We start from the raw sequence: 23,222 nt of genomic DNA, 5'->3' as shown, positions 1-23,222 counted from the left end.
ACGCACAAGGAGACCCAGCCGCACACACAGACACGGACCGAGACCGAGACGGAGTCGGAGACCCCATGGCCCAAGACACACGCCCGTCCCCACTCGGTGACGCCCCCGTGCCCGGCGCGGGCCAGAGCCGCCGCACCGTCCTCGTCGCGATCGGCGCACTGCTCCTCGGCATGCTGCTCGCCGCACTCGACCAGACCATCGTCTCCACGGCCCTGCCGACCATCGTCAGCGAGCTCGGCGGCATGGAGCACCTGTCCTGGGTGGTCACCGCGTACCTGCTCGCCTCCACCGCCGGAACCCCCCTCTGGGGCAAGCTGGGCGACCAGTACGGCCGCAAGAAGCTCTTCCAGGCCGCGATCGTCCTCTTCCTCATCGGCTCGGCCCTCTGCGGCATCGCCCAGAACATGCCGCAGCTCATCGGCTTCCGCGCGATCCAGGGCCTCGGCGGCGGCGGCCTCATGGTGCTGTCGATGGCGATCGTCGGCGACCTCGTCCCGCCCCGGGAACGCGGCAGGTACCAGGGCCTGTTCGGCGCCGTCTTCGGCGCCACCAGCGTCCTCGGCCCGCTGCTCGGCGGCCTCTTCACCCAGCACCTCTCGTGGCGCTGGGTGTTCTACATCAACCTGCCGATCGGGATCGTCGCCCTCTTCGTGATCGCCGCCGTGCTGCACATCCCCGTGCGGTCCACCCGGCACACGATCGACTACCTCGGCACGTTCCTCATCGCCGCCGTCGCCACCTGCCTGGTCCTCGTGGCCTCCCTCGGCGGGACCACCTGGGCGTGGGGTTCGCCGCAGATCATCGGACTCGCCTTCCTCGGAGCCGTACTCCTCGTCCGGTTCGTGTACGTCGAACGGCGGGCCGCCGAACCCGTGCTGCCGCTCAAGCTGTTCCGGATCCGGACCTTCGGCCTCGTCTCGGTCATCAGCTTCGTCGTCGGCTTCGCCATGTTCGGCGCGATGATCTACCTGCCGACCTTCCTCCAGGTGGTGCAGGGCGTCACGCCGACCATGTCCGGCGTCCACATGCTGCCGATGGTCCTCGGCATGCTGATCACCTCGACCGCCTCCGGCCAGATCGTCTCGCACACCGGCCGCTGGAAGGTCTTCCCGATCGCCGGCACCGCCCTCACGGCGCTCGGCCTGCTGCTCCTCCACCAGCTGACGGAGACCAGCTCGACCCTGTCGATGAGCGTCTGCTTCTTCGTCTTCGGCGCCGGGCTCGGCCTCGTGATGCAGGTCCTCGTCCTGGTCGTCCAGAACGCCGTCCCGTACGAGGACCTCGGCGTCGCCACCTCCGGAGCCACCTTCTTCCGCTCCATCGGAGCCTCGTTCGGCGTCGCCGTCTTCGGCACGGTCTTCACCAACCGGCTCACCGGCACGCTCGACGACGTGTTCGCGAGCGCGGCGAGCGCGGGGACGGAGCTCCCGCCGGGCCTCGGCCCCGGGCAGGTCGCCGCCGACCCCCGGGGCATCGCCGGGCTCCCGCCCGAACTGCGCCCCTCCGTGCTCCACGCCTACGCCACGTCCATCACGGACGTCTTCCTGTACGCGGTGCCGGTCGTCCTCGTCGCCTTCGTCGTCGCCTGGTTCCTGAAGGAGGACAAGCTGCGGGCCTCGGTCACCGTGCCCGACACCAGCCAGACGCTCGCCTCCCACCCCGTCGAGCGCTCCTCGTACGACGAGTGCGCCCGCGCGCTGTCCGTCCTCGGCTCCCGGGAGGGCCGCAAGGCGATCTACGTGGAGATCACCGACCGTTCCGGGCTCGACCTGCTGCCCGCCGCAAGCTGGCTGCTGCTGCGCGTCCGCCGCCACGGGACCGTCGAACCCTCCCGGCTCGCCGAGACCACGCCCGTGCCGCTGCGGGTCATCACGGAGGCCTCCCGGCAGGTGGAGGAGCAGCGTCTGGTGACCCGGGAGGGCGTCCAGCTGACCCTCACCGAGGAGGGGGTACAGGCGGCCACGGTCCTGGCCAAGGCCCGGGAGGAGTCGCTCGCCGAACTCCTCGGCGACTGGTGGGGGCCCGACCGGCCCACCGACCTCGTACAGCTGGTGGAGGAGCTGACGGCCGAGCTGTGCGGCTCGGACGGGGAGAGGCCCCACCCGTCGGAGCCGCCCCGGGACCATCAGGCGTAGACCGGCCGCTCGCTGCTCGGACGGGGAGAGGCCCCACCCGTCGGAGCCGCCCCGGGACCACCAGGCGTAGACCGGCCGCTCGCTGCTCAGAGCTCCTTGCCGTACCAGATGTCCATGTAGGGACCGGTGCAGTACGCGGGGATCTCCGCGTATCCGTGGCGGGTGTACAGGGCGCGCGCCTCGACCAGGTCGAGGCGCGTGTTGAGGACCATCCGGCGCGCCCCGAGCGCGCGCGCCTCGTCCTCCAGGCGGCGCAGCAGAGGACCCGCACCGCCGACGCCGCGGAAGGCGTGCCGGATGAAGACCCGGGTCAGCTCGGCGCGTTCGCCGTCGAGCATCAGCACCCCGCCGCAGCCGGCCGGCTTCCCCTCCAGGCGTGCCACCAGGAACTGCCCCGTCGGCGGGGTCAGCTTCTCGACCCCGTCGCCCGTCAGGCCCTCGTCGACCTCGGCCTCGGTCGCGGGCCGCTTCCAGTACCGGCCGGCGACGTCGGCGTAGTAGTCCCGCCGCAGGGAGGTGGCGTCCGAGGTGTCGACGCGCTCAGGGGAGAAAGTCCAGGTCATGCGGGTCATTCTGCGGCCCGCACGACCACGCTCGCCGCCGAATTACTTGGGCGACGCCTGCTGGACGACCTCGAACGACCACAGGGTGGAGCCGGACGCCGCGGGCTTGGGCCGCTCGCCACCCTCGCCGCCGCCCTGGTGGGCGGCCTTCATGGAACCGTTCATCCAGTTCTGGAAGTCCTCCTCGCTGCGCCAGCGCGTGTACACCAGGTACTGGTCGGTGCCCTCCAGCGGGCGCAGCAGCTCGAACCACTCGAATCCGTCGGACCCCTCCACGGCCCCGGCCCGGGAGGCGAACCGCTGCTCCAGCACCTCACGCTGCTCGGCCGGCACGGTCAGGACGTTGATCTTTACCACACTGGGCACTTGACACCTCTCAGGAAGCACGGGCCGGGCGCTGCGCCGAGCCTTGATCACCTCCGTGCAGTCTCTTACATCCACCGGTCAAAGTGACGTGAGGACGACTCGCGGGGGCGCCCGTGGCGCCCTTCGCCGGGCTGCCGCTCTTCGGCGGACGGCGGTCCGGCGTCCCCGTTTGACGATCCCGGTCGGCGGGCGTAGTCCGGAGTCAGGGGGTCCGGTCTGAGAGGAGTCCCACCATGCTCGGCGAACACTTGGGCACGATCTCCGGAGAGACGACGGGGCTGCGCGTCCTGTCCGCGGAGGGCGGTCACGCCGTCACGGAGACCTCGTTCATGGCGACGGGCACGCTGATCGGCGTGGCCATCAAGGACATGGGGACCTACGAGGCGGTCCTGCGGGCCGACGGCACGCTCTACGGCGAGGGCCAGGGCGTCAGCATGACCCAGGCCGGAGAGAGCATCACCTGGCACGGCACCGGTGTCGGCCGCTTCGACGATTCCGGCGGCGTGAACTGGCGCGGCGCGATCTTCTACGAGAGCGCCGCAGCCCAGTTCGCCCGGATCAACGGCATCGCGGCCGTCTTCGAGTTCGACACCGACGAGAGCGGAAAGGTGTCCGGGTCGATCACCGAGTGGAAGTAGCGCCGGTGGACGCAGTCGGTGTGGGTCGCCCGTGGACGCGGTCGGCCGGTGTCGGCCCGAGGGCGTGACCGGTCGGCCGGTGTCGGCCCGAGGGCGTGACCGGTCGGCCGGTGTCGGCCCTACGACGTGACCCGGGCCAGCAGCAGGCCGTCGTAGCCCTTCGTGCCGACCGTCTGGATCGCCGTCGCGTCGAGGCGGGGCTCGGCGGCGATCAGGTCGAACATCGCGCGGGTGCCGGTGATCGCCGGGTCGTCCGGCTGCTCGGTGGCGACCCGGCCGTTCCGGACCACGTTGTCGACGATGATCAGTGTGCCCGGGCGGGAGAGCTTCAGCGCCCAGGCCACGTAGTGCGGGTTGTTGACCTTGTCGGCGTCGATGAAGACGAGGTCGAAGGGGCCCGCGCCCTCCGTCTCCAGCAGGGGCAGGGTGTCCAGGGCCGCGCCCGTCCGGACCTCGACGATCTTGTCGAGGCCGGCGCGGGCGATGTTGGCGCGGGCGACGTCCGCGTGGGCGGGGTCGTACTCCAGGGTGATCAGCCGGCCGTCGGCGGGCAGCGCGCGGGCCAGCCAGATCGTGCTGTAGCCGCCGAGGGTGCCGATCTCCAGGACGTTCCGCGCGCCCTGCGTCGCGGCGAGCAGGTGGAGCAGCTTGCCCTGGTTGGGGGCGACGGCGATCTCCGGCAGGCCCGCCGCCGTGGAGTCGGCGAGCGCGGCCGTCAGCGCCTCGTCGGCGGGGGCGATCGTCTCGGTGAAGTAGTCGTCGACCGCGGTCCACTGAGGGTTCGTCATACGGCCGAACGTACACCCGCGTTCGGGCTCGGGCGTCGCCTGTTCACCCGTACGGCGAGCAGCGTCGCGAGCAGTGCCGTGAGCAGCAGTCCGGCGCCGACCGTCAGGAGCCAGACCGGGATGCCGGCGCCGACGGTGAGCAGCCGGTCGGTGTACTCGACCCGGCGGTACGGGGTGTCGGCGACGGTCCGCAGATGGTGGTCGTCGTCGATGCGCCCGGGGTGGGGGAAGTGCTGCTCCAGTACGGTGAGACGGGCCGGCCGGTCGCCCGTGAGGTCCGCGACCGCGCCCTCGGGGTGCTCGATCCGGCCCGCGAACGTCACCTCGGGGCGGTCGCCGCCGATGGGGGAGCGGGGCTCCATCCGGTGGTCGGCGAGGACGTACAGGCCGAGGGTCTGCGGGGTCTGCGCGAGGCGGGACAGCCGCATGGGGTAGACGAGTTCGGGGGAGGCGAAGGTGATCCGCAGCGGGGTCAGTTCGCCGTAGAGCGTCGCACCCTGCTCCTGCGGGGCGAGGCGGACGGCGACGTACTCCCACTTCCGATCGACGTACGGCCCGAGCGCGCCGGTGAGCCGTGCGGGCAGCTCGAAGCCGTTGGCGCGCAGCCAGTCGCCGAGGGCGTCGGGGTCGGTGGCGGTGAGCCGTGCCACATCGAAGGGGCCGAGCCGTTCGCGCCCGACGACGCCGACGCCGCCCTTGCCGGGCGGCGCGGCGGCGGCACCGTCCCCGGTGGAGACGTCGAACGGCCAGTCGCCCTCGCGCGGCCAGAAGTGGAAGCGGTCGCGCTGCTCGGGCTCCGTGAGCCGGTCGAGCTCGTCGAAGAGCGCCGGGTCGCCGAGGGCGACGTCGGCGCGGCCCGGCACCGGCATGATCCAGGCCGCCCGCCGGGCGTTGCCGTGCACGGAGAAACGCATGACGACGGTCTCGGTGCGCCCGTCCCAGCGGACGGCCGACTCCTCCCGGTCGACGCCGATGCGCTCGGCCCGGCTCGGGATCATGGCGCCGCAGCCGCAGGCGTACGCCGGTGCGACGAGCGAGCCGAGCTGGAGCGCGAGCAGCGCGACGATGGTGGTCAGGATCCTTCTGAGTGTCCCCCGCATGGGGGATCAGACGTGGCCGGTCGCGTTCCGGTTCCGCCTCCGGTTCCCCTTCGGGCTCCGTGCGTCCGGATCACGCGAGGTCCGGACCCGGAGTTCCCGTTCCGGTTCCGTGCGTCCGGATCACGCCGAGGTCCGGACCCGGAGTTCCTTCACCCCGTTCAGCCAGGCGGCCCGCAGCCGGCGGGGTTCGCCGGCGAGGGTGAGGTCGGGCAGGGCGTCGGCGATGGCGTTGAAGATCAGCTCGATCTCCTTGATCGCGAGGGACTTGCCGAGGCAGAAGTGGGGTCCGCCGCCGCCGAAGCCGAGGTGCGGGTTGGGGTCGCGGGTGATGTCGAAGCGTTCGGGGTCGGTGAAGACCTCGGGGTCGTTGTTGGCGGAGGAGTAGAAGAGGCCGACCCGGTCGCCCTTGCGGATCTTCTGTCCGCCGAGCTCGGTGTCCTGGGTCGCGGTCCGCTGGAAGGAGACGACCGGGGTCGCCCAGCGGACGATCTCCTCGGCGGCGGTCGCGGGGCGCTCCCGCTTGAAGAGTTCCCACTGGTCGGGGTGGGTGAGGAAGGCGTGCATGCCGTGGCTGATGGCGTTGCGGGTGGTCTCGTTCCCGGCGACGGCGAGCAGCAGCACGAAGAAGCCGAACTCGTCGGAGGAGAGGTTGCCCTGGCCCTCGGCGGCGACGAGCTGGCTGACGATGTCGGAGGCGGGGCACTTTTTGCGGGCGGCGGCCATGTTCATCGAGTAGCCGATGAGTTCCATGGCGGCCTCGGCGCCGATCTCCTCGGTGATGGCGTACTCGGGGTCGTCGTACGCGACCATCTTGTTCGACCAGTCGAAGATCCGGGAGCGGTCCTCCTGGGGTACGCCGATGAGTTCGGCGATGGCCTGGAGGGGGAGTTCGACGGCGACCCGGGTGACGAAGTCGAAGGTGCCGTCGGCGTCGGTGCCGCGCCGGGCCTCCTCGACGATGGAGCGGGCGCGCTCGCGCAGGGCGGTCTCCAGGTTCCGGATCGCGCGCGGGGTGAAGCCGCGCTGGACGATCTGGCGGACCCGGGTGTGCTCGGGCGGGTCCATGTTGAGCATGATCAGCTTCTGGACCTCGATCTGGTCCCGGGTGATGTGCTCGTTGAAGCGGATGACGGCGGTGTTCTCGTTCGAGGAGAACAGCTCGGGGTGGGTGGAGACGTACTTGACGTCCGCGTGGCGCGTGACCGCCCAGTACCCGCTGTCCGCGAAGCCGGTGACGCCGGCCGGCTGGGGGCACCACCACACGGGAGCGGTCTGCCGCAGCCGGGCGAACTCCGGGAAGGGGACGCGGTCGCGGAGCAGGTCGGGGTCGGTGGCGTCGAACCCTTCGGGGAGCCCCTCGGTGAGGTGCCCTTCGGGGAGCTGTCCTCCGGGGAGATGCGGGCAGGCCATCGGCAACACTCTCCATATCTGATGGACCATCAGAAGTTGCCGGGAAAGTTAGTAACGAGTTCTACAAGTAGCAAGGGGCGGAGCGGGAACTGTTGCTTCCCGGACCCTTGCGTACCGGCGGTAGCAGTCATAAGACTGCACTCAGAACTAGAACGCGTACTAGTTCCCCCGTGACGCCGACCGACCGGGGTGCCGGGACACCCCGTCCGGTCGAGGAGAGGACGAGCTCATGGCCGCGGAACCCGTCATCGTCGAAGCCGTACGCACCCCCATCGGCAAGCGCGGAGGCGCGCTCGCCAACCTCCACCCCGCCTACCTCCTGGGCGAGACCTACCGCGAACTCCTCGGCCGCACCGGCATCCACGCCGACTGCGTCGAACAGATCGTCGGCGGTACGGTCACCCACGCCGGCGAGCAGTCCATGAACCCGGCGCGCACCGCCTGGCTCACCATGGGCCTGCCCTACGAGACCGCCGCCACCACCGTCGACTGTCAGTGCGGCTCCTCGCAGCAGGCCAGCCACATGGTCGCCAACATGGTCGCGGCCGGCGTCATCGACATCGGGATCTCCTGCGGCGTCGAGGCCATGTCCCGCGTCCCGCTCGGCTCCGGCTCGAAACACGGCCCGGGCAAGCCGTTCCCCGACGAATGGAACGTCGACCTGCCCAACCAGTTCGAGGCCGCCGAGCGCATCGCCCGCCGCCGCGGCCTCACCCGCGAACGCGTCGACTCCCTCGGACTGCTCTCCCAGGAACGGGCCGCGATCGCCTGGTCCGAGGAACGCTTCAAGCGCGAGACCTTCGCCGTCCAGGTCCCCACCACCGAGGCCGAGCAGGCCGCCGGTCAGGGCATGTGGCGGCTCGTCGACCGCGACGAGGGCCTGCGCGACACCACCATGGAGGGCCTGGCCCGCCTCAAGCCCGTCATGCCCACCGCGATCCACACCGCCGGAAACTCCTCCCAGATCTCCGACGGCGCCTCCGCCGTCATGTGGGCCTCCAAGCGCATGGCCCGCGCCCTCAAGCTCCGCCCGCGCGCCCGGATCGTCGCCCAGGCTCTCGTCGGCGCCGACCCGCACTTCCACCTCGACGGGCCGATCGACGCCACGCGGGCCGTCCTCGGCAAGGCCGGGATGAGCCTGAAGGACATCGACCTCGTCGAGATCAACGAGGCCTTCGCGTCCGTGGTGCTCAGCTGGGCGCAGGTCTTCGACCAGGACCTGGAGAAGGTCAACGTCAACGGCGGCGCCATCGCCCTCGGCCACCCCGTCGGCGCCACCGGCGCCCGGCTCATCGCCACCGCCCTGCACGAGCTGGAGCGCACCGACAGGGAATTCGCGCTGATCACCATGTGCGCGGGCGGGGCGCTCGCGACGGGGACGATCATCCAGCGCCTCTGACCGGCCCGGGGGGCCCGGAAAACGCCGCAGGCCCCGCCCCTCCGTGAGGAGGGCGGGGCCTTGCGGATGCGCTGTGCGGCAGTGGTGCTTCTTAGTACCAGCCGTTGGCCTGCCAGAACGCCCAGGCGGCGTTCGGGGAGCCGTAGCGCTCGTTCATGTAGTTGAGGCCCCACTTGATCTGGGTGGCCGGGTTGGTCTTCCAGTCGGAACCGGCGGAGGACATCTTCGAGGCCGGGAGGGCCTGGACGAGACCGTAGGCGCCGCTGGACGAGTTCGTCGCGGTGTGGTTCCAGTGCGACTCGTGCTCGACGATCTTGCTGAAGGACGCGTACTGCGAGGCGGGGACGATCTGACGAGCGAGCTCCTGCGGGCTGGCGGCCGAAGCCGAGCCCGTCGTGCCGAGCACCGCACCCGACGCACCCAGCAGCACGGCTGCGGAGACGGCGATCTTCTTGTTGCGGGCAGAGGCACGAGTGGTGAGCGAGCGGATCAAGGTATCGACCTAACTTCGGGGACAAGGGGCGCGCCAGGCGTTTTCGGCAAGCCGGAACCAGAGCCCGGGGGACCCGGGAGCTGGGGGAGACCGGCTGTCCGTGGCGCTGCGATGAGCACCGGCTGCCTGGCGACGTCCACCAGACAAGCAGGGCCGGAACGCCGACGCAACGACCCCCTGTACGAGGAAGGTTCGGACCCGGGGGGCCTACGGCGGTGGGACACCCTATGGCGTTTCCGCAGGTCATGCGGGGATGTGGGGTGATTTGGCCCGGTGTGCGGGTCTACTACTCCCGTTCGTACGTGACGTAGGTCCTATGAGGCGCCTCACCCCGGGAGGGCGTTTCCGGGGCCTCGAATGTGACCTGGGCCTCGAAGTTCGCACGCCGCGTGGCCCGCCGCAGCGCCCTCAGGAGAGTCCCGCCGACGGTCAGGGTCAGAACGACGGTCAGGGCGGCCCGGCCGAGGTCCCAGCCGAGGGACGTGGCGAGGACGTAGGCGAGGAAACGGACCAGGTTCTCGTCGAGCGGCGCACCCGGCACGAAGGAGATCCCGCTGCTCAGACCCTGGAGCAGCACCCAGCCCTGCAGATTCATGACCGTGCCGTACGCGAACGCCGCCACGAACCCGTACGCGGACAGCATCAGCAGCTCGGCCCGCCCCCGCAGCCGCTCAGGGCCCGGCAGCAGCCCCGCGCCCATCGTGAACCAGCCCATCGACAGCATCTGGAACGGCATCCACGGGCCCACCCCGCCCGTGAGCAGCGCCGACGCGAACATCGTCACCGAGCCCAGGACGAAGCCGAAGCCCGGCCCGAGGACCCGGCCGCTCAGCACCATCAGGAAGAACATCGGCTCCAGACCGGCCGTCCCCGCCCCCAGCGGGCGGAGCGCCGCGCCCACGGCGGCGAGCACGCCCAGCATCGCCACCGCCTTCGCGTCCATCCCGCAGTCCGCGATCGTCGCCACCACCACCGCGACCAGCAGCGGCAGCAGCGCGGCGAACAGCCACGGAGCGTCACCGGCGTGCGAGGTGACCGCCGAGCCGGCGTCCGCGAAGAGAGGCCAGCAGAAGGCGAGGACCCCGACGAGCGAGACGAGGACCAGGGCCGCGACCGAGCGGGGGCCGAGGCGTACGGGACGGGTCGACCTCACAGCGCCGCCTCCACCTGCTCGACCGTGAGCCACGGCTGCGGGGCGAGGATCTTCGCCACCTGCGGCGAGAACGCGGGCGAGGACACGACGACCTCGGCCGTCGGGCCGTCCGCGACGACCTCGCCGTCCGCGATGATCACGACCCGGTGCGCCAGCTCGGCCGCCAGCTCCACGTCGTGCGTGGCGAGCACGATCGCGTGCCCGTCCGCCGCGAGGGTCCGCAGATGGGCGACCAGGCGGGCCTTCGCCGCGTAGTCCAGGCCTCGGGTCGGTTCGTCGAGCAGGAGCAGCGGCGGGCGGCCGGTCAGGACGACGGCCAGCGCGAGCGCGAGCCGCTGGCCCTCGGACAGGTCGCGGGGGTGGGTGTCGTCCGCCACCCCCGGCAGCAGCTCCTCCACCAGCGCCCGGCACGTCCCGGGCGTCACGCCCGCGTCCGCGTCCGCCGCCGCGCACTCTGCGGCGACGGTGTCCGCGTACAGCAGGTCCCGCGGCTCCTGCGGCACCAGGCCGACCTGGCGGATCAGCTCGCGGGGCGCGGTGCTGTGCGGAGGGCGGCCGGCGACGAGGACGGTGCCCGTCGTCGGCTCGATCATGCCCACGAGCGTGGAGAGGAAGGTGGACTTCCCGGCGCCGTTGCGCCCCATGAGCGCGACGGTCTCGCCGGGGGCGACCTGGAGGTCGACACGGCGGAGGGCCTCGACGCGGCCTCGGCGTACGCCCAGGCCTTCGGTGAGGAGAAGGGGGGCGGTGGTCGGGGTGGTGGGTCGGGTGCGGCGCCGTCGGAGGAGGGAGAATCCCCCACCCCGCCCCTTCCCGAAGCCGGGGGCCCCGCCCCCGGGCCCCCGCGCCTCGAACGCCGGCAGGGCTGAGTCGGACCCCGACGGGACTGCGTGTGGGCTCCGGCCTGGCGGGGCTGAGTCGGACCCCGACGGGACTGCGTGTGGGCTCCGGCCCTCCAGCCTCGCCTTCAACGGCGTCGCCCTCCGCCGCGCGTCCCGCACCGTCAGTGGCAGGGGGTCCCAGCCCGCCAGGCGGCCCAGGGACACCACCGGGGGGTGCACCGGTGAGACGGACATGATGTCGGCCGGGGGGCCCATCACCGCGTCCGGCAGGAGGAGGACCTGGTCCGCGTACTGGACCACCCGTTCCAGGCGGTGCTCCGCCAGGAGGACCGTCGTGCCCAGGTCGTGCACCAGGCGCTGGAGCACCGCGAGGACGTCCTCCGCCGCCGAAGGGTCCAGCGCGGAGGTCGGTTCGTCGAGGACGAGGACCTTCGGGTGCGGGGTGAGGACGGAGCCGATCGCGACCCGCTGGCGCTGGCCGCCGGAGAGCGTCGCGATCGGACGGTCGCGGAGTTCCGCGAGGCCCAGCAGGTCCAGGGTCTCCTCCACCCGGCGCCGCATGACGCCGGGCGCGAGCCCCAGGGACTCCATCCCGTACGCGAGCTCGTCCTCGACCGTGTCGGTGACGAAGTGCGCCGACGGGTCCTGCCCCACCGTGCCCACGAGGTCCGCGAGCTCGCGCGGCGGATGCGTGCGGGTGTCCCGGCCGTCGACCGTCACCCGCCCGGTCAGCGTGCCGCCCGTGAAGTGCGGGACCAGGCCCGAGACCGCGCCCAGGAGGGTCGATTTGCCGACACCCGAGGGGCCCACCAGGAGGACCAGCTCTCCCTCGGGGATCGCGAGGTCCACGCTCCGCAGGGTCGGCTCGGCGTCCTCCTCGTACCTCATCGAGACGTTCTCGAAGCGGATCACACGTTCTCCTTGGGGACAGGGGCCACGAACGCCGGGACCAGACCCACCAGCACCGACACCGCCGGCCACAGCGGCAGCTCCGGCGCCTCCAGGGGGACGACACCGGGGTGCAGCGCCTCCGGGGCGTAGGCGTTCGCCCAGATCATCAGGACCGCGACCGCCACCCCGGACCCCGAGACCAGCCAGGCCCGCGCGCCCCAGCGGTCGGGCCGGTAGCGCGTGCGGACGGTCCGGCGCCCGCCGAGCCGGAGCCCGGCCATCGCGGCGAGCAGTCCGGCGCCGAGCAGCGGGAGCCCGTACCCCGCGCCCTCCGCCGCCAGCAGCCCGTACGAGCCCGCGCAGACGCCGAGGAGCCCGCCCAGGGTCAGGACGTTCGTGGTGCGGCGCACCGCCGCCGGGACCCGGGCCGTGCGCCCGTACCCGCGCGCGTCCATCGAGGCCGCCACCGCGATCGACCGCTCCAGGGCGCCCTCCAGGACCGGCAGGCCGATCTGGAGCACCGCCCGCACCCCGCCGGTGGGCCGGCCGCGCAGCCGGCGGGCGGTCCGCAGCCGGACGACGTCGGCGACCATGTTCGGCGCGAAGGTCATCGCCACCACGACGGCGACCCCCGCCTCGTACAGCGCCCCCGGCAGCGACTTCAGCAGCCGCGCCGGGTTGGCGAGCGCGTTCGCGGCGCCCACGCAGATCAGCAGGGTCGCCAGCTTGGCGCCGTCGTACAGCGCGAACACCAGCTGCTCGGCCGTCACCCGGCCCCCGATCCGTACGCCCTGCGCCCAGTCCGGCAGCGGCACCTCGGGCAGCGTGAACAGCTCGTGCTCGCCGGGGATCGGGGAGCCCAGGAGGAGGGAGAAGGCGACCCGCAGGCCGACCACGAACAGGCCCAGCTTCACGAACGCGCCGTACGAGCGGGCCCAGGGCGCGTCCGTGCGCCGGGCCGCCACGACGTAGCCGGCCACTCCGACGAGCAGCCCGAGCAGCAGCGGATTGGTCGTCCGGGAGGCGGCGACGGCGAGGCCGAGGGCCCACAGCCACCACGCGCCCGCGTGCAGGGCGTTGGCCCGGCTCGCCGCGGGGGCCGTGAACACGCCGCGGAGCGACGCCGCCGCGCTGCGGGACGACCCTGCCGCCGTGCTACGGACCTTTCCTGCCGCCGCGCTGCGGGCCGACCCCGCCGTCACGCCGCGCGCCGACGCCGCCGTCACGCTACGGACCGACGCCGCCGTCACGCTACGGACCGTACTCATCCGCGACGGCGGGCCTTCCAGATCGCCGCCCCGCCGAGGGCCAGGACCGCCGCCCCGCCCGCGAGCACGCCGACGGACGGGCCGCCGCTCCCGCCCGACTCCTGCGAAGCCGTCGGCGCCTGGGTCTTCTTCCCGGCCTCCCCGGCGTCGCCGCCCACCTCGACCTGCTCGCCGCAGCCACGCGCCGGGTATCCCGCGATCCCGCACAGCATCGCCGCGCTGTCGTACCGCAGCGGCTTCGCCACCGCGGCCAGCGCCTCCGCGCCGGTCGCGTCCTCGCGGACCTCCGCGCAACCGACCTTGATCAGCTTCTCCGGAGGGGTCTCCCCGGGCGGCGCGTCGACCGGGCCGCCGAAGTCGACGACGACCGCGATCCGCTTGGTGCCGTCCTTCTTCTCCACGCCCTCGCAGATCCCCGCGAAGTCGGGGGCCACGGAGGGCTGCGAGGTGTCGTCCGTGCCGTTGCTGATCGCGAAGCGGAAGCCGAGGGCGTCGCCGTCGGCGGGCCGGGCGGTCGCCGGGCCCTGCGTGGCGTACGCCCAGGGCTTCCCGCCGTCGCTCTCCCAGAAGGACCAGTAGCGGTATCCGGCGGCCTGCGCCGGGGCCGCGGCGAGGGCGGTCAGGGTGAGGAGCGCCCCGGCCGTCGCGACCGCGGCCCGCATCCGTCCGCTCACTTCCTGCGGCCGCTCACGAGGAAGCCGATGCCGACGCCGACGACCGTGCCGATGCCGATGATCCACCAGATGTCGAAGCCGGAGTCCTCGTCGTCGCTGGTGGAGGAGGCGGAGGTGTCCGGGGTCTTGGGCGCGGGGCCGGTGGCGTTGAGCTGCTCGACCAGGTCCGCCGTGCCGAACTCGCGCGGGTCGGTCTCCGTCGCACGCGCGGCCAGGATCAGCTGCGCGTACGCGGCCGGGCCGCCCTCCTTCGCCCAGGCGGCGGAGTTCTTCTCCAGCCAGGTCAGGGCGGGCTCGGCCTGCTTCGTGGCGCCGGAGGCAGCGAGCGCGACGACGGCGTCGGCGGTGTTGCCGATGTCGGGCTGCTCGGTGGTGTCGGTGGCGCCGGGCATCGGCGGCAGGGTCAGGTGGCCGGTCTTCGCGAGGGCCTTCGCCAGGTAGGAGGCGCCGTTCAGGGCGGCCCGCTCGACGGTCGGCTTCGTCAGGTCGGTGCAGGCCGGCGGCTGGTCGGGGGAGGCCTTGGTGGCGACGACGCTCTTGCCGAGCCCGGCGAGGGTGGCCGCCGCGGTGGCGTCGGCGTTGGCGAGGAGCTTGCCGGTCTTGTCCGGCTGGTACGCGAACGCGCCCGCGCCGTCCTTGTCCGAGCAGGGAAGGGCGAAGGTGAGGAGCGCGTCGTACGGGGTGCGGCCCTCGGCGGAGGTGAACGAACCCGGGCGCACGCCGATCGCGGCGAGCGCGCCGACGACGACCGAGGTCGAATTGGCGTCGCTCGCGCCGCCCGCGCCGTAGCCCCAGCCGCCGTCCTTGTTCTGCACGGTCCGCAGCCAGTCGGAACCGGCCTTGACGGCCTTGTCGATGCTCTCCGGGGAAGCGGCCTGGCGGCGCACGGCGCGGAGCGCCTGGACGGCGACGGCGGTGGCGTTGGTGTCCCGCAGCGTCTTCGCGTCGCAGGGCTTCGACACGTCCGCGCGGTACGAGGCGAACGAGCCGTCGTCGCACTGCTGGCCCAGGAGCCAGTCCACGGCCTGGTCGGCGGGCTGGTAGCCGGTGCCGCGCTGGGCGAGGAAGGCGAGCGACTGCCGCCAGACACCGTCGTACGTCGGGTCCTTCGTGCCGTACAGGCCCGACGGGAGCGAGCCGGTCGAGGGGGTCGGGGACGGCGTGGCGGCGGCCGGGACGGCTGCTGCGGTGCCGAGCACGACTGCGGCGGCGGCGAGCGCGGCGGCGCCGCGGCGGACGGTGTTCATGGGGCCCTCTCCTGCGGCCGGGCACCGGCACGCCACGGGGGCACCAGGCTCCGGCTCCGTATTCCTCGACGGTGCCGGCGGTCACGTCCCGGGCGGGGCATTCCGACTCGCCCCCCGAAGGGTGGCTCACGGCGTGGGGTGTCCCCTGCTCGAGCGAAGTCGAGAGCTTGGGGAAGGGTCGGTGCCGGATTCGCACCGGCTTCCCCCCGTACGGGCATGATGACGACGGGCCCACTCTACCGGCCCGTAGGGCGGGTTCCCCGGGGGTGCGAGGCGCCTCACACGGGGGTGGGAAGGGGTTCGCCGATCTGATCCCCGGGAACTGATCGCTGTGCCATGCTGACGCCGCCACGACGGCAGGACGACGGCGTCTTCACGGGGGTGCGGTATGCGGGCGTTGACCGGGAGCGACCCGCGGAGGGTCGGTCCCTACCGGCTGCTCTACCGGCTGGGCGAGGGCGGGATGGGCCGCGTCTACCTGGGCCGCTCGCGGGGCGGCCGGACCGTCGCCCTCAAGGTCGTGCACGACACGCTCGCCGGCGACCCGGGCTTCCGGGCGCGCTTCGCCCGCGAGGTGCGGGCCGCCCAGTCGTTACGCGGAGCCGGTACGGTCCCGGTCCTCGACGCCGACCCGGACGCGGAGGTGCCCTGGCTGGCCACCGCGTACGTGCCGGGTCCCGCGCTCTCCGACGCGGTCCTCGCACACGGGCCGCTTCCCGAGCCGGCCCTCTGGCGGCTGTTCTCCGGCCTCGCGCACGCCCTCGACGGCGTGCACCGGGCGGGGCTCGTGCACCGGGACGTCAAACCGTCCAACGTGCTGCTCTCGCCGTCCGGGCCCCTGCTCATCGACTTCGGCATCGCGCGCTCCGCCGACGAGACGGCCCTGACGGGGACGGGCCTGGTCGTGGGCTCGCCCGGGTTCATGTCGCCGGAGCAGGCGGAGGGGCGGACGGTCGGGCCGGCCGCGGACCTCTTCTCGCTCGGTGCGGTGCTGGCGTTCGCGGCGACCGGGCGCGGGCCCTTCGGGGGCGGCTCGGTGGCGGAGCTGCTGTACCGGCTCGTCCACCACGAGCCGGACCTCGCCGGGGTCGAGGGGCCGTTCGCGGAGCTCGTACGGCGCTGCCTGGCGAAGGGGCCGGACCAGCGGCCGCCGGTGGCCGAGCTCGCCGCGACCGCGGACGCCCACCGTGAGGAGACGGGGAGCTGGCTGCCGGCTCCCGTGGTCGCGGCCATCGCGCAGAAGGCGGAGGAGCTGCTCAACGCGGAGGCGGAGGAGCTGCTCAACGCGGAGGCGGAGGAGCTGCTCAATGCGGAGGCGGAGACGGAGGCGGAGGGGGAGCCGGGGCCGGGGCCGGGGCCGAGGGGCGGGGAGCCCGGGCCCGCCCCCGGGCCGACCGCCGTCACTGTCGCCCTGCCGCCCACGGAACCGCCCCCGACGGCGGTCCTGCCCGCGCGGGAGACCCAGGGGGAGACCCGGCAGGATGCCCCGCGGCGGTCCGCGCCCCAGCCCCCGCCGGAGCCCGCCGCACGGCTGACCCCGCCGGAGCCCGCCGCACGGCCGGCCGCACCCACGCCCGCCCGGACCCCCTCCGTGCCCCGCAACCGCGCGGCCGTCCGCGGTCCCGCCGCCGAGCCGCGGGCCCGTGCCTCCTCGACCGGGGTGCCGACCGCGCGGGAGCGCGCCGTACGGACGCTGACCACGGGTCTGGGGAGGCCCCTGTTCGGGTTGTTCTACCTGGTGCCGATGGTCGCCTTCCTCGTGGGCGGGATCGACCTCCTGAGCCGGGCGGAGGCGTACCCCTCGCTCTCCGACCAGGCGCAGGGCCCCTACCAGTGGGCGATGAACGACGGGTGGCGCGTCCCCGCGACCCTGCTCCTGATCGCCGCGATGGTCGGCCTCCACGGTTACCGGCGGCGGCTGCTCACGGTCCGGCCCGGCGGGGTCCGGCTGTGGTCGGCCGGGGTCGCCGTCTACTGGATCGCGCTGATCGCCGTCCTGACCCTGCACCTCCTCTGGTTCCTGTTCGTCCACAACGGCTACGACCACTACGAGCACGGCGGGCAGCACTGGCTGTGGTGGGTGGCGGGTCCGGTGATGGTGCTCGGCGGCGGGATCTCCCCGCTGGTCCTGGTCATGTCCCTCATCCGCCTCTTCAAGGCGTGAGGCGGGGCCTCACACCGCCACGTACGTGACCGGGTCGGTGCCCGCCACCGGCTCGGCGCGGCCCAGCTTCACCAGGCGGCGCAGGTGCGCCTCGGCCTCGCTGACGGCGATGGTGCGGGAGCCGTAGGGGATCTGGTCCCAGGGGCGGTTCCACTCCATGCGCTCGGCGAGCTGCCACGGCGTGAGCGGGGTGGCGAGGAGGCCGAGGAGGCCGGTGAGGCGCTCCTCGTGGTGGTCGAGGAGTTCGCGGACCCGGCCGGCGGCGTCGGTGAAGGCGTACTGGTGGGCGGGGAGGACCTCGGCGACGCCGAGGCGGCCGATCCGTTCGAGGGAGTCGAGGTAGTCGCCGAGCGGGTCGGTCTCCGTGGCGTCGTCGGGGTCCTCGTACAGCCCGATGTGCGGGGAGATCCCGGGCAGCAGGTGGTCGCCGGAGAAGAGCCGGCCGTGGCCGGGCAGCCGGGACGGGTGCTCCTCCTCCAGGTGGAGGCAGACGTGCCCGGGGGTGTGGCCGGGCGTCCAGACGGCGCGTAGCCGGCGGCCGGCCAGGTCGAGGAGTTCGCCGGGGACGATCTCGCGGTCGGGGAGGGCCGAGCGGAGACCGGGCAGGGTCCGCATCCGGCCGGATGCGCGGGCGGCGCGCAGCGGGGCGATGTGGTCCTCGGGGGCGCCGACGGCGGCGAGTTTGCGGGCGAGGTAGTCGAACCAGGTGCCCGGTTCGGCCTCACGGGTGCGGCGGACGACGGCCGTGTCGGCGGCGTGCATGGCGATCCAGGCGCCGGACTCCTCGCGGACCCGGCCGGAGAGGCCGTGGTGGTCGGGGTGGTGGTGGGTGATGACGACCCCGTGGATGTCGCGGACGGAGAGGCCCAGGGCGGTGAGCCCGTCGGTGAGTTCGGTCCAGGAGGCGGGGTCGTCCCAGCCGGTGTCGACGAGGACCGGGCCGCGGCCGGTGTCGAGGACGTGGACCAGGGTGTGGCCGAGCGGGTTGTCCGGGATGGGCACCCGCAGGGACCAGACGCCTCCGCCGTGCTCGGTCACCTGGGTCATGAGCGTCCTCGTCTCTGTGTACCGGTACGACCATTGCCCACCATAACTAGAACTGGTATCAGTTCTGAAGCGTCGTCAGAAAGTCGCGGTGTCAGGGACTCGGGACATTCATCTCCTCGGGAGGCAGCGGTCATGACCGAGCTTGTGGAGCACGGAAAGCTGTTCATCGGCGGGGAGTTGGCCGATCCGCTCGGCGACGGGGTCATCGAGGTGATCTCCCCGCACACCGAGCAGGTCATCGGCCGTGTCCCGCACGCCGCCCCCGCCGACGTGGACCGGGCCGTGGCCGCCGCCCGCCGGGCCTTCGACGAGGGGCCCTGGCCCCGGATGACGGTCGAGGAGCGGATCGCCGTCGTCACCCGGATCAAGGACGCGATCGCCGTGCGGTACGAGGAGATCGCCCGCTCCATCAGCGCCCAGAACGGCTCCCCGTACTCCTGGTCCGTCCTGGCCCAGGCGCTCGGCGCCATGATGGTCTGGGACGCGGCGATCACCGTCGCCCGGGACTTCCCGTACGAGGAGCGGCGCGGCGGGGTCCTCGGACCGCTGCTCGTACGGCGCGAGCCGGTCGGCGTCGTCGCGGCCGTCGTCCCGTGGAACGTGCCGCAGTTCACCGCCGCCGCCAAGCTCGGGCCCGCGCTGCTCGCGGGCTGCACGGTGGTCCTCAAGCCCTCGCCGGAGTCGCCCCTCGACTCGTACATCCTCGGCGAGATCGCGGCGGAGGCCGGGCTCCCGGAGGGGGTCCTGTCGATCCTGCCCGCCGACCGCGAGGTCAGCGAGTACCTCGTCGGTCACCCCGGCGTCGACAAGGTCTCCTTCACCGGCTCGGTCGCCGCCGGCAAGCGGGTCATGGAGGTCGCCTCCCGCAACCTCACCAGGGTCACGCTCGAACTGGGCGGGAAGTCGGCCGCGGTGATCCTGCCGGACGCCGACCTGGAGGCGGCGGTCGCCGGGATCGTCCCGGCCGCCTGGATGAACAACGGCCAGGCGTGCGTGGCCCAGACCCGCATACTCGCGCCCCGCTCGCGGTACGAGGAGATCGCCGAGGCCCTCGCGGCGGCGGCCGGCGCGCTCGTCGTCGGCGACCCGCTCGACCCGGCCACCCAGGTCGGTCCGCTCGTCGCCCGGCGCCAGCAGCAGCGCTCCCTCGACTACATCGGGATCGGCCAGGCGGAGGGCGCCAAGCTGCTGACCGGCGGCGGCCGCCCGGACGGGCTCGAACGGGGCTGGTACGTCGAGCCGACCCTCTTCGGCGACGTCGACAACTCCATGCGGATCGCCCGCGAGGAGATCTTCGGGCCGGTCATCTGTCTCCTGCCGTACGGGGACGAGGCCGAGGCCCGGCGGATCGCGAACGACTCCGACTTCGGGCTCAGCGGCAGCGTCTGGACCGGGGACGTGGAGCACGGCATCGACTTCGCCCGGGGCGTGCGCACCGGCACCTTCAACGTCAACACCTTCAGCCTCGACATGCTCGGCCCGTTCGGCGGCTACAAGAACTCCGGCCTGGGAAGGGAGTTCGGCCCCGAGGGCTTCGGCGAGTACCTGGAGCACAAGATGATCCACCTCCCCGGCGGCTACGAGGGCGGCGCGTGATGGGGGACCGCTGGCACGTCGAGGTCGACCGGAGCGTCTGCATCGGCTCCGGCATGTGCGTCAACCACGCCCCGGCCGGTTTCCGCCTCGACACGGCCCGCCAGTCCCACCCGGTGGAGCCGGAGACGGACGCGGGCGAACGCCTCCTGGCGGCGGCCGAGGGCTGCCCGGTGGAGGCGATCCTGATCACCCTGGCGGACGGCGGGGAACCGGTGTACCCACCGGAGGAGTGACCGGGAAACCGCCTGCGGCGACACGGCCGGCCCGTGCCGCACTGCTCCCTCGCTCGGCCGGTTCGAGTCCGTGGTGGGCGAGTTGAGCGAGCCCGGCCTGATCGGCAAGACGCCCCATAGGCCGAGGGGATGGCGCAGACGGTTCTCGTGGAGCGCGGAGGGTCGCTCGTGGCGGAGTTCCGATCCCTTCCCGGGTCGGACCCGTACATCAGCCTGGCGGCCTTCGACCGGGCCTGTGTGAAGGAGAACGGTGGGATCAGCGCACCGCCCGGATCCCTTCGGGAGCGGAACAGCTCTGAACGCAGGCGGTCGGTGCGCCGCCCGGCCGTTCCCACGTGCAAAACTGGGCCCCTTGATCACGGGGGCAAGGGGCCTTCGTGCGCGCGGAATCGGGAGTGTTGTGCGCAAGGCGATGTGGGTGGCCGCGGCCGCCGGTGTGGTGCTGCTCGTCGCGGGCTGTGGCGCCGAGGGCGGCGCGGACAAGGGCGGTTCGTCCTCGGCCGGTTCGGCTTCGACGGGCGGTTCGGGCGAGGGCGGCTCGGGCAGCGAGAAGCTGGACGCGGCCGCCGTCAGCAAGCAGTTGACGGAGGCGGCGACGGAGGCCGGCTTCACGCAGGACGCCTCGGGCGAGCAGGTGCCGGCCGAGCTCAAGGACTGCATGGTCTCCTGGACGGCCGACGGCGAGAAGGCCGCGGACCCGAAGAAGTCCTACGCGGACACGGTCTCCACCCTGGCGGGCGGCGGCTGGACGGAGGCGCGGAGCTTCGAGCAGAGCGGCTCGCAGATCAAGACGCTGAAGAAGAGCACCTGGCAGCTCCAGGCGAGCAACCACTCGGCGGGTCCGCTGAAGCTGGTCATGTTCGTCGCCACGGACACCGGCCCGGAGTGCGCCGCGATCCTCGCGGAGAACAACGCGAAGAACAAGACCTCTTCCTGACCCGGGACCGCTCCCGCCCTTCGCGGGAGCGGTCCGTTCAGTCCGTCGTCGTCGGTACCGGCGCCGTCAGGTCGATCAGCCGGCAGACCGTCTCGATGTCGATCTTCACCTGTGCGATCGAGGCGCGACCGGACAGCCAGGTGATCAGCGCCGAGTGCCAGGTGTGCTCGATGACCCGGACCGCCGAGAGCTGGCTCGGCGTCGGGTGCTCCGCCCCCATCGCGTCCAGGATGATCGCGGTGGTCAGCCGGGACACCGTGTCGACCTCGGGGCTCACGCTGCGGTCCGCGAAGGTCAGCGCCCGCACCATCGCGTCGGCCAGTTGCGGCTCGCGCTGGAGCGCCCGGAAGGCGCGCATCAGGGTCTCGGCGACCCGTTCCGCCGGGTCCGCGCCCGCGGGCGGCCGTTTCCGCAGCGTGGTGTGCATGTGCTGGAGCTGGTCCTGCATGGTCGCCACGAGCAGGTGGATCTTGGACGGGAAGTACCGGTACAGGGTGCCGAGGGCGACCCCCGCCGCCTCGGCGACCTCCCGCATCTGCACGGCGTCGAAGCCGCCCCTGGCCGCGAGCTGGGCGCTGGCGTTCAGGATGCGGCGGCGCCGCGCCTCCTGGCGCTCCGTGAGGGGCGGCGACGCGGGTCTGTGGTCCGCTCTGTTGTCTGCGGTCATGAGGTCCCGTTCCGTGCGGTGGGGAGCGACAGTATGGCGCTGCGGCCGCCGTGGCGCGAATCACCTGTTCCGGCTCTCACCACGGAGCTACCTGCCGGTAGATTCTGTGCTCCTTGAAGGATCAAGAACGATCAAGTCTGTAACTTGTTCTAGATTAGCGCGAGCGGTTACGCTCCGGCGAAACGCACGCTCGAAGGGGGTCGCGCATGACCGCTGAGGCCATAGAGGCAAGCCCCCGACAGGGCGTCACCGCTGCCGGTGACGGTCCGTTGCGGATCGCTCTCCTCACGTACAAGGGGAACCCGTTCTGCGGTGGCCAGGGCGTCTACGTCCGCCACCTCTCCCGCGAGCTCGCCCGGCTCGGGCACAGCGTCGAGGTCATCGGCTCCCAGCCGTACCCCACCCTCGACGAGGGGGTCCCGCTGACCGAGATCGCCAGCCTCGACCTCTACCGCTCGCCGGATCCCTTCCGGACCCCGAAGCGCGACGAGTACCGGGACTGGATCGACGCCCTCGAGGTCGCCACCATGTGGACCGGCGGCTTCCCCGAGCCGCTCACCTTCTCCCTGCGGGCCCGGCGCATGCTGGCCGCCCGCCGCGGCGACTTCGACGTCGTCCACGACAACCAGACGCTCGGCTACGGGCTCCTCGGCGGCCCGCGCGCGATCGGCGCGCCGCTCGTCACCACGATCCACCACCCCATCACCGTCGACCGGCAGCTGGAACTCGACGCGGCCGCCGACTGGAAGCGCCGCGCCTCCGTCCGCCGCTGGTACGCCTTCACCGGCATGCAGAAGAAGGTCGCCCGCCGGCTGCCGTCCGTCCTCACCGTCTCCGGCACCTCCCGCCAGGAGATCGTCGACCACCTCGGTGTCCGCGAGGACCGCATCCGGGTCGTCCACATCGGCGCCGACACCGACCTCTGGTCCCCGGACCCGTCCGTCGTCGAGGTCCCGGGCCGGATCGTCACCACCTCCAGCGCCGACGTCCCGCTCAAGGGCCTCGTCCACCTGATCGAGGCGCTCGCCAAGCTCCGCACCGAGAACCCCGACGCGCACCTCGTCGTCGTCGGCAGGCGCGCCGAGGACGGGCCGGTCGCCGCCGCGATCGAGCGGTACGGGCTCGACGGCGCCGTCGAGTTCGTCAAGGGCATCAGCGACGCCGAGCTCGTCGACCTCGTGCGCTCCGCCCAGGTCTCCTGCGTGCCCTCGCTGTATGAGGGCTTCTCGCTGCCCGCCGCCGAGGCGATGGCCACCGGGACGGCGCTCGTCGCGACGACCGGCGGGGCGATTCCCGAGGTCGCCGGGCCCGACGGGGAGACCTGTCTGGCGGTGCCGCCGGGGGACGCGGGGGCGCTGGCCGCGGCGCTGGGGCGGGTGCTGGGTGATCCCGAGCTGCGGGCGCGGCTCGGCGCCGCCGGGCGCGAGCGGGTGCTGTCCCGGTTCACCTGGGCGCGGGCCGCGCAGGGGACGGCCGAGCTGTACCGCGAGGCCGTGGCCCGTCAGGGAGCCGGAGTCCGCCGGTGACGCTTCAGCCTGGTCGCCGGGTGCGGCCCGGTGGGTGGGTTGTGCCCACCCGTTCCGCCCCGGCGGAACGACTGCCCACCACCTT

At 72.9% G+C, this 23,222-nt stretch carries 21 protein-coding genes; 8 read left to right on the top strand and 13 right to left on the bottom strand.

The features are described 5' to 3' along the window. Positions 1-65: 65 nt before the first annotated feature. On the top strand, positions 66-2,135 hold the full coding sequence (locus ACN9MM_RS12265) for a DHA2 family efflux MFS transporter permease subunit (protein WP_426363657.1): 2,070 nt from the start codon (positions 66-68) through the stop codon (positions 2,133-2,135). An 86-nt stretch (positions 2,136-2,221) separates the two neighbouring features. Here the strand turns inward: ACN9MM_RS12265 and ACN9MM_RS12260 are convergent, their stop codons facing one another. Continuing rightward, entirely contained in the window at positions 2,222-2,707 is a 486-nt protein-coding gene (locus tag ACN9MM_RS12260) for a GNAT family N-acetyltransferase (RefSeq protein ID WP_426363656.1), read from the bottom strand. Between the two features lie 33 nt (positions 2,708-2,740). Beyond that, complete coding sequence (locus tag ACN9MM_RS12255; RefSeq protein ID WP_426363655.1) at positions 2,741-3,064, bottom strand: antibiotic biosynthesis monooxygenase family protein; 324 nt, start codon at positions 3,062-3,064, stop codon at positions 2,741-2,743. A gap of 233 nt (positions 3,065-3,297) precedes the next feature. Here ACN9MM_RS12255 and ACN9MM_RS12250 point away from each other — a divergent pair, with 233 nt between their 5' ends. Further along, complete coding sequence (locus ACN9MM_RS12250; RefSeq protein ID WP_426363654.1) at positions 3,298-3,702, top strand: hypothetical protein; 405 nt, start codon at positions 3,298-3,300, stop codon at positions 3,700-3,702. A 119-nt stretch (positions 3,703-3,821) separates the two neighbouring features. On the opposite strand, the gene ACN9MM_RS12245 is transcribed toward ACN9MM_RS12250, so the two are convergent. The 3 genes from ACN9MM_RS12245 to ACN9MM_RS12235 all read right to left on the bottom strand — a co-directional run bounded on the left by ACN9MM_RS12245 (position 3,822) and on the right by ACN9MM_RS12235 (position 7,000). After that, positions 3,822-4,490 (bottom strand): O-methyltransferase, encoded by a 669-nt coding sequence (locus ACN9MM_RS12245; protein WP_426363653.1) that lies wholly within the window; start codon positions 4,488-4,490, stop codon positions 3,822-3,824. Then, the gene (locus ACN9MM_RS12240) at positions 4,487-5,590 is read right to left on the bottom strand and encodes a DUF2330 domain-containing protein (RefSeq protein WP_426363652.1); all 1,104 of its coding nucleotides are present in this window, start codon (positions 5,588-5,590) and stop codon (positions 4,487-4,489) included. The genes ACN9MM_RS12245 and ACN9MM_RS12240 overlap by 4 nt, the downstream gene beginning before the upstream one ends. Before the next feature lie 120 nt (positions 5,591-5,710). Next, positions 5,711-7,000, bottom strand: coding sequence for a cytochrome P450 (locus ACN9MM_RS12235; protein ID WP_426363651.1), 1,290 nt, complete (start codon positions 6,998-7,000; stop codon positions 5,711-5,713). Positions 7,001-7,229: 229 nt separating this feature from the next. On the opposite strand from ACN9MM_RS12235, the gene ACN9MM_RS12230 reads away from it, so the two are divergent. Beyond that, complete coding sequence (locus ACN9MM_RS12230) at positions 7,230-8,399, top strand: steroid 3-ketoacyl-CoA thiolase (RefSeq protein WP_426363650.1); 1,170 nt, start codon at positions 7,230-7,232, stop codon at positions 8,397-8,399. Between the two features lie 91 nt (positions 8,400-8,490). Here the strand turns inward: ACN9MM_RS12230 and ACN9MM_RS12225 are convergent, their stop codons facing one another. The 6 genes from ACN9MM_RS12225 to ACN9MM_RS12200 all read right to left on the bottom strand — a co-directional run bounded on the left by ACN9MM_RS12225 (position 8,491) and on the right by ACN9MM_RS12200 (position 14,967). Continuing rightward, positions 8,491-8,892, bottom strand: coding sequence for a transglycosylase SLT domain-containing protein (locus tag ACN9MM_RS12225; protein ID WP_030688154.1), 402 nt, complete (start codon positions 8,890-8,892; stop codon positions 8,491-8,493). A gap of 286 nt (positions 8,893-9,178) precedes the next feature. Further along, positions 9,179-10,045 carry an ECF transporter S component gene (locus ACN9MM_RS12220; RefSeq protein ID WP_426363649.1) on the bottom strand — a complete coding sequence of 289 codons (867 nt, stop codon included), beginning with the start codon at positions 10,043-10,045 and terminating at the stop codon, positions 9,179-9,181. Further along, positions 10,042-11,799: an ABC transporter ATP-binding protein gene (locus ACN9MM_RS12215; protein ID WP_426363648.1), complete on the bottom strand. Its 1,758-nt coding sequence runs from the start codon at positions 11,797-11,799 to the stop codon at positions 10,042-10,044. The genes ACN9MM_RS12220 and ACN9MM_RS12215 overlap by 4 nt, the downstream gene beginning before the upstream one ends. Next, the gene (locus tag ACN9MM_RS12210) at positions 11,796-13,028 is read right to left on the bottom strand and encodes an energy-coupling factor transporter transmembrane component T (RefSeq protein ID WP_426363647.1); all 1,233 of its coding nucleotides are present in this window, start codon (positions 13,026-13,028) and stop codon (positions 11,796-11,798) included. The genes ACN9MM_RS12215 and ACN9MM_RS12210 overlap by 4 nt, the downstream gene beginning before the upstream one ends. Before the next feature lie 14 nt (positions 13,029-13,042). Next, positions 13,043-13,708, bottom strand: coding sequence for an SCO2322 family protein (locus ACN9MM_RS12205; RefSeq protein WP_426363646.1), 666 nt, complete (start codon positions 13,706-13,708; stop codon positions 13,043-13,045). An 8-nt stretch (positions 13,709-13,716) separates the two neighbouring features. Then, positions 13,717-14,967, bottom strand: a complete 1,251-nt coding sequence (locus tag ACN9MM_RS12200) for a prenyltransferase/squalene oxidase repeat-containing protein (RefSeq protein WP_426363645.1) — start codon at positions 14,965-14,967, stop codon at positions 13,717-13,719. 388 nt (positions 14,968-15,355) lie between these two features. On the opposite strand from ACN9MM_RS12200, the gene ACN9MM_RS12195 reads away from it, so the two are divergent. Then, on the top strand, positions 15,356-17,131 hold the full coding sequence (locus ACN9MM_RS12195; protein ID WP_426363644.1) for a serine/threonine-protein kinase: 1,776 nt from the start codon (positions 15,356-15,358) through the stop codon (positions 17,129-17,131). A 9-nt stretch (positions 17,132-17,140) separates the two neighbouring features. On the opposite strand, the gene ACN9MM_RS12190 is transcribed toward ACN9MM_RS12195, so the two are convergent. Further along, positions 17,141-18,178, bottom strand: a complete 1,038-nt coding sequence (locus ACN9MM_RS12190; protein WP_426363643.1) for an MBL fold metallo-hydrolase — start codon at positions 18,176-18,178, stop codon at positions 17,141-17,143. Positions 18,179-18,310: 132 nt separating this feature from the next. Between ACN9MM_RS12190 and ACN9MM_RS12185 the strand changes: the two genes are divergently transcribed. From ACN9MM_RS12185 to ACN9MM_RS12175, 3 genes are all read left to right on the top strand, one after another. Beyond that, positions 18,311-19,774: an aldehyde dehydrogenase gene (locus ACN9MM_RS12185; RefSeq protein WP_426363642.1), complete on the top strand. Its 1,464-nt coding sequence runs from the start codon at positions 18,311-18,313 to the stop codon at positions 19,772-19,774. After that, complete coding sequence (locus ACN9MM_RS12180) at positions 19,774-20,007, top strand: ferredoxin (RefSeq protein WP_382864170.1); 234 nt, start codon at positions 19,774-19,776, stop codon at positions 20,005-20,007. The genes ACN9MM_RS12185 and ACN9MM_RS12180 overlap by 1 nt, the downstream gene beginning before the upstream one ends. Before the next feature lie 400 nt (positions 20,008-20,407). Beyond that, complete coding sequence (locus tag ACN9MM_RS12175) at positions 20,408-20,944, top strand: hypothetical protein (protein ID WP_426363641.1); 537 nt, start codon at positions 20,408-20,410, stop codon at positions 20,942-20,944. Positions 20,945-20,981: 37 nt separating this feature from the next. Here ACN9MM_RS12175 and ACN9MM_RS12170 read toward each other — a convergent pair whose 3' ends face one another. Then, positions 20,982-21,611 (bottom strand): TetR family transcriptional regulator, encoded by a 630-nt coding sequence (locus ACN9MM_RS12170; protein WP_426363640.1) that lies wholly within the window; start codon positions 21,609-21,611, stop codon positions 20,982-20,984. 206 nt (positions 21,612-21,817) lie between these two features. Here ACN9MM_RS12170 and ACN9MM_RS12165 point away from each other — a divergent pair, with 206 nt between their 5' ends. Next, complete coding sequence (locus ACN9MM_RS12165) at positions 21,818-23,137, top strand: glycosyltransferase family 4 protein (RefSeq protein WP_426363639.1); 1,320 nt, start codon at positions 21,818-21,820, stop codon at positions 23,135-23,137. Positions 23,138-23,222 lie beyond the last annotated feature (85 nt).

The sequence above is a fragment of the Streptomyces sp. E-08 genome, from assembly GCF_049913095.1.
Classification (GTDB): domain Bacteria; phylum Actinomycetota; class Actinomycetes; order Streptomycetales; family Streptomycetaceae; genus Streptomyces.
This window is presented reverse-complemented; position numbering and strand designations above follow the sequence as displayed.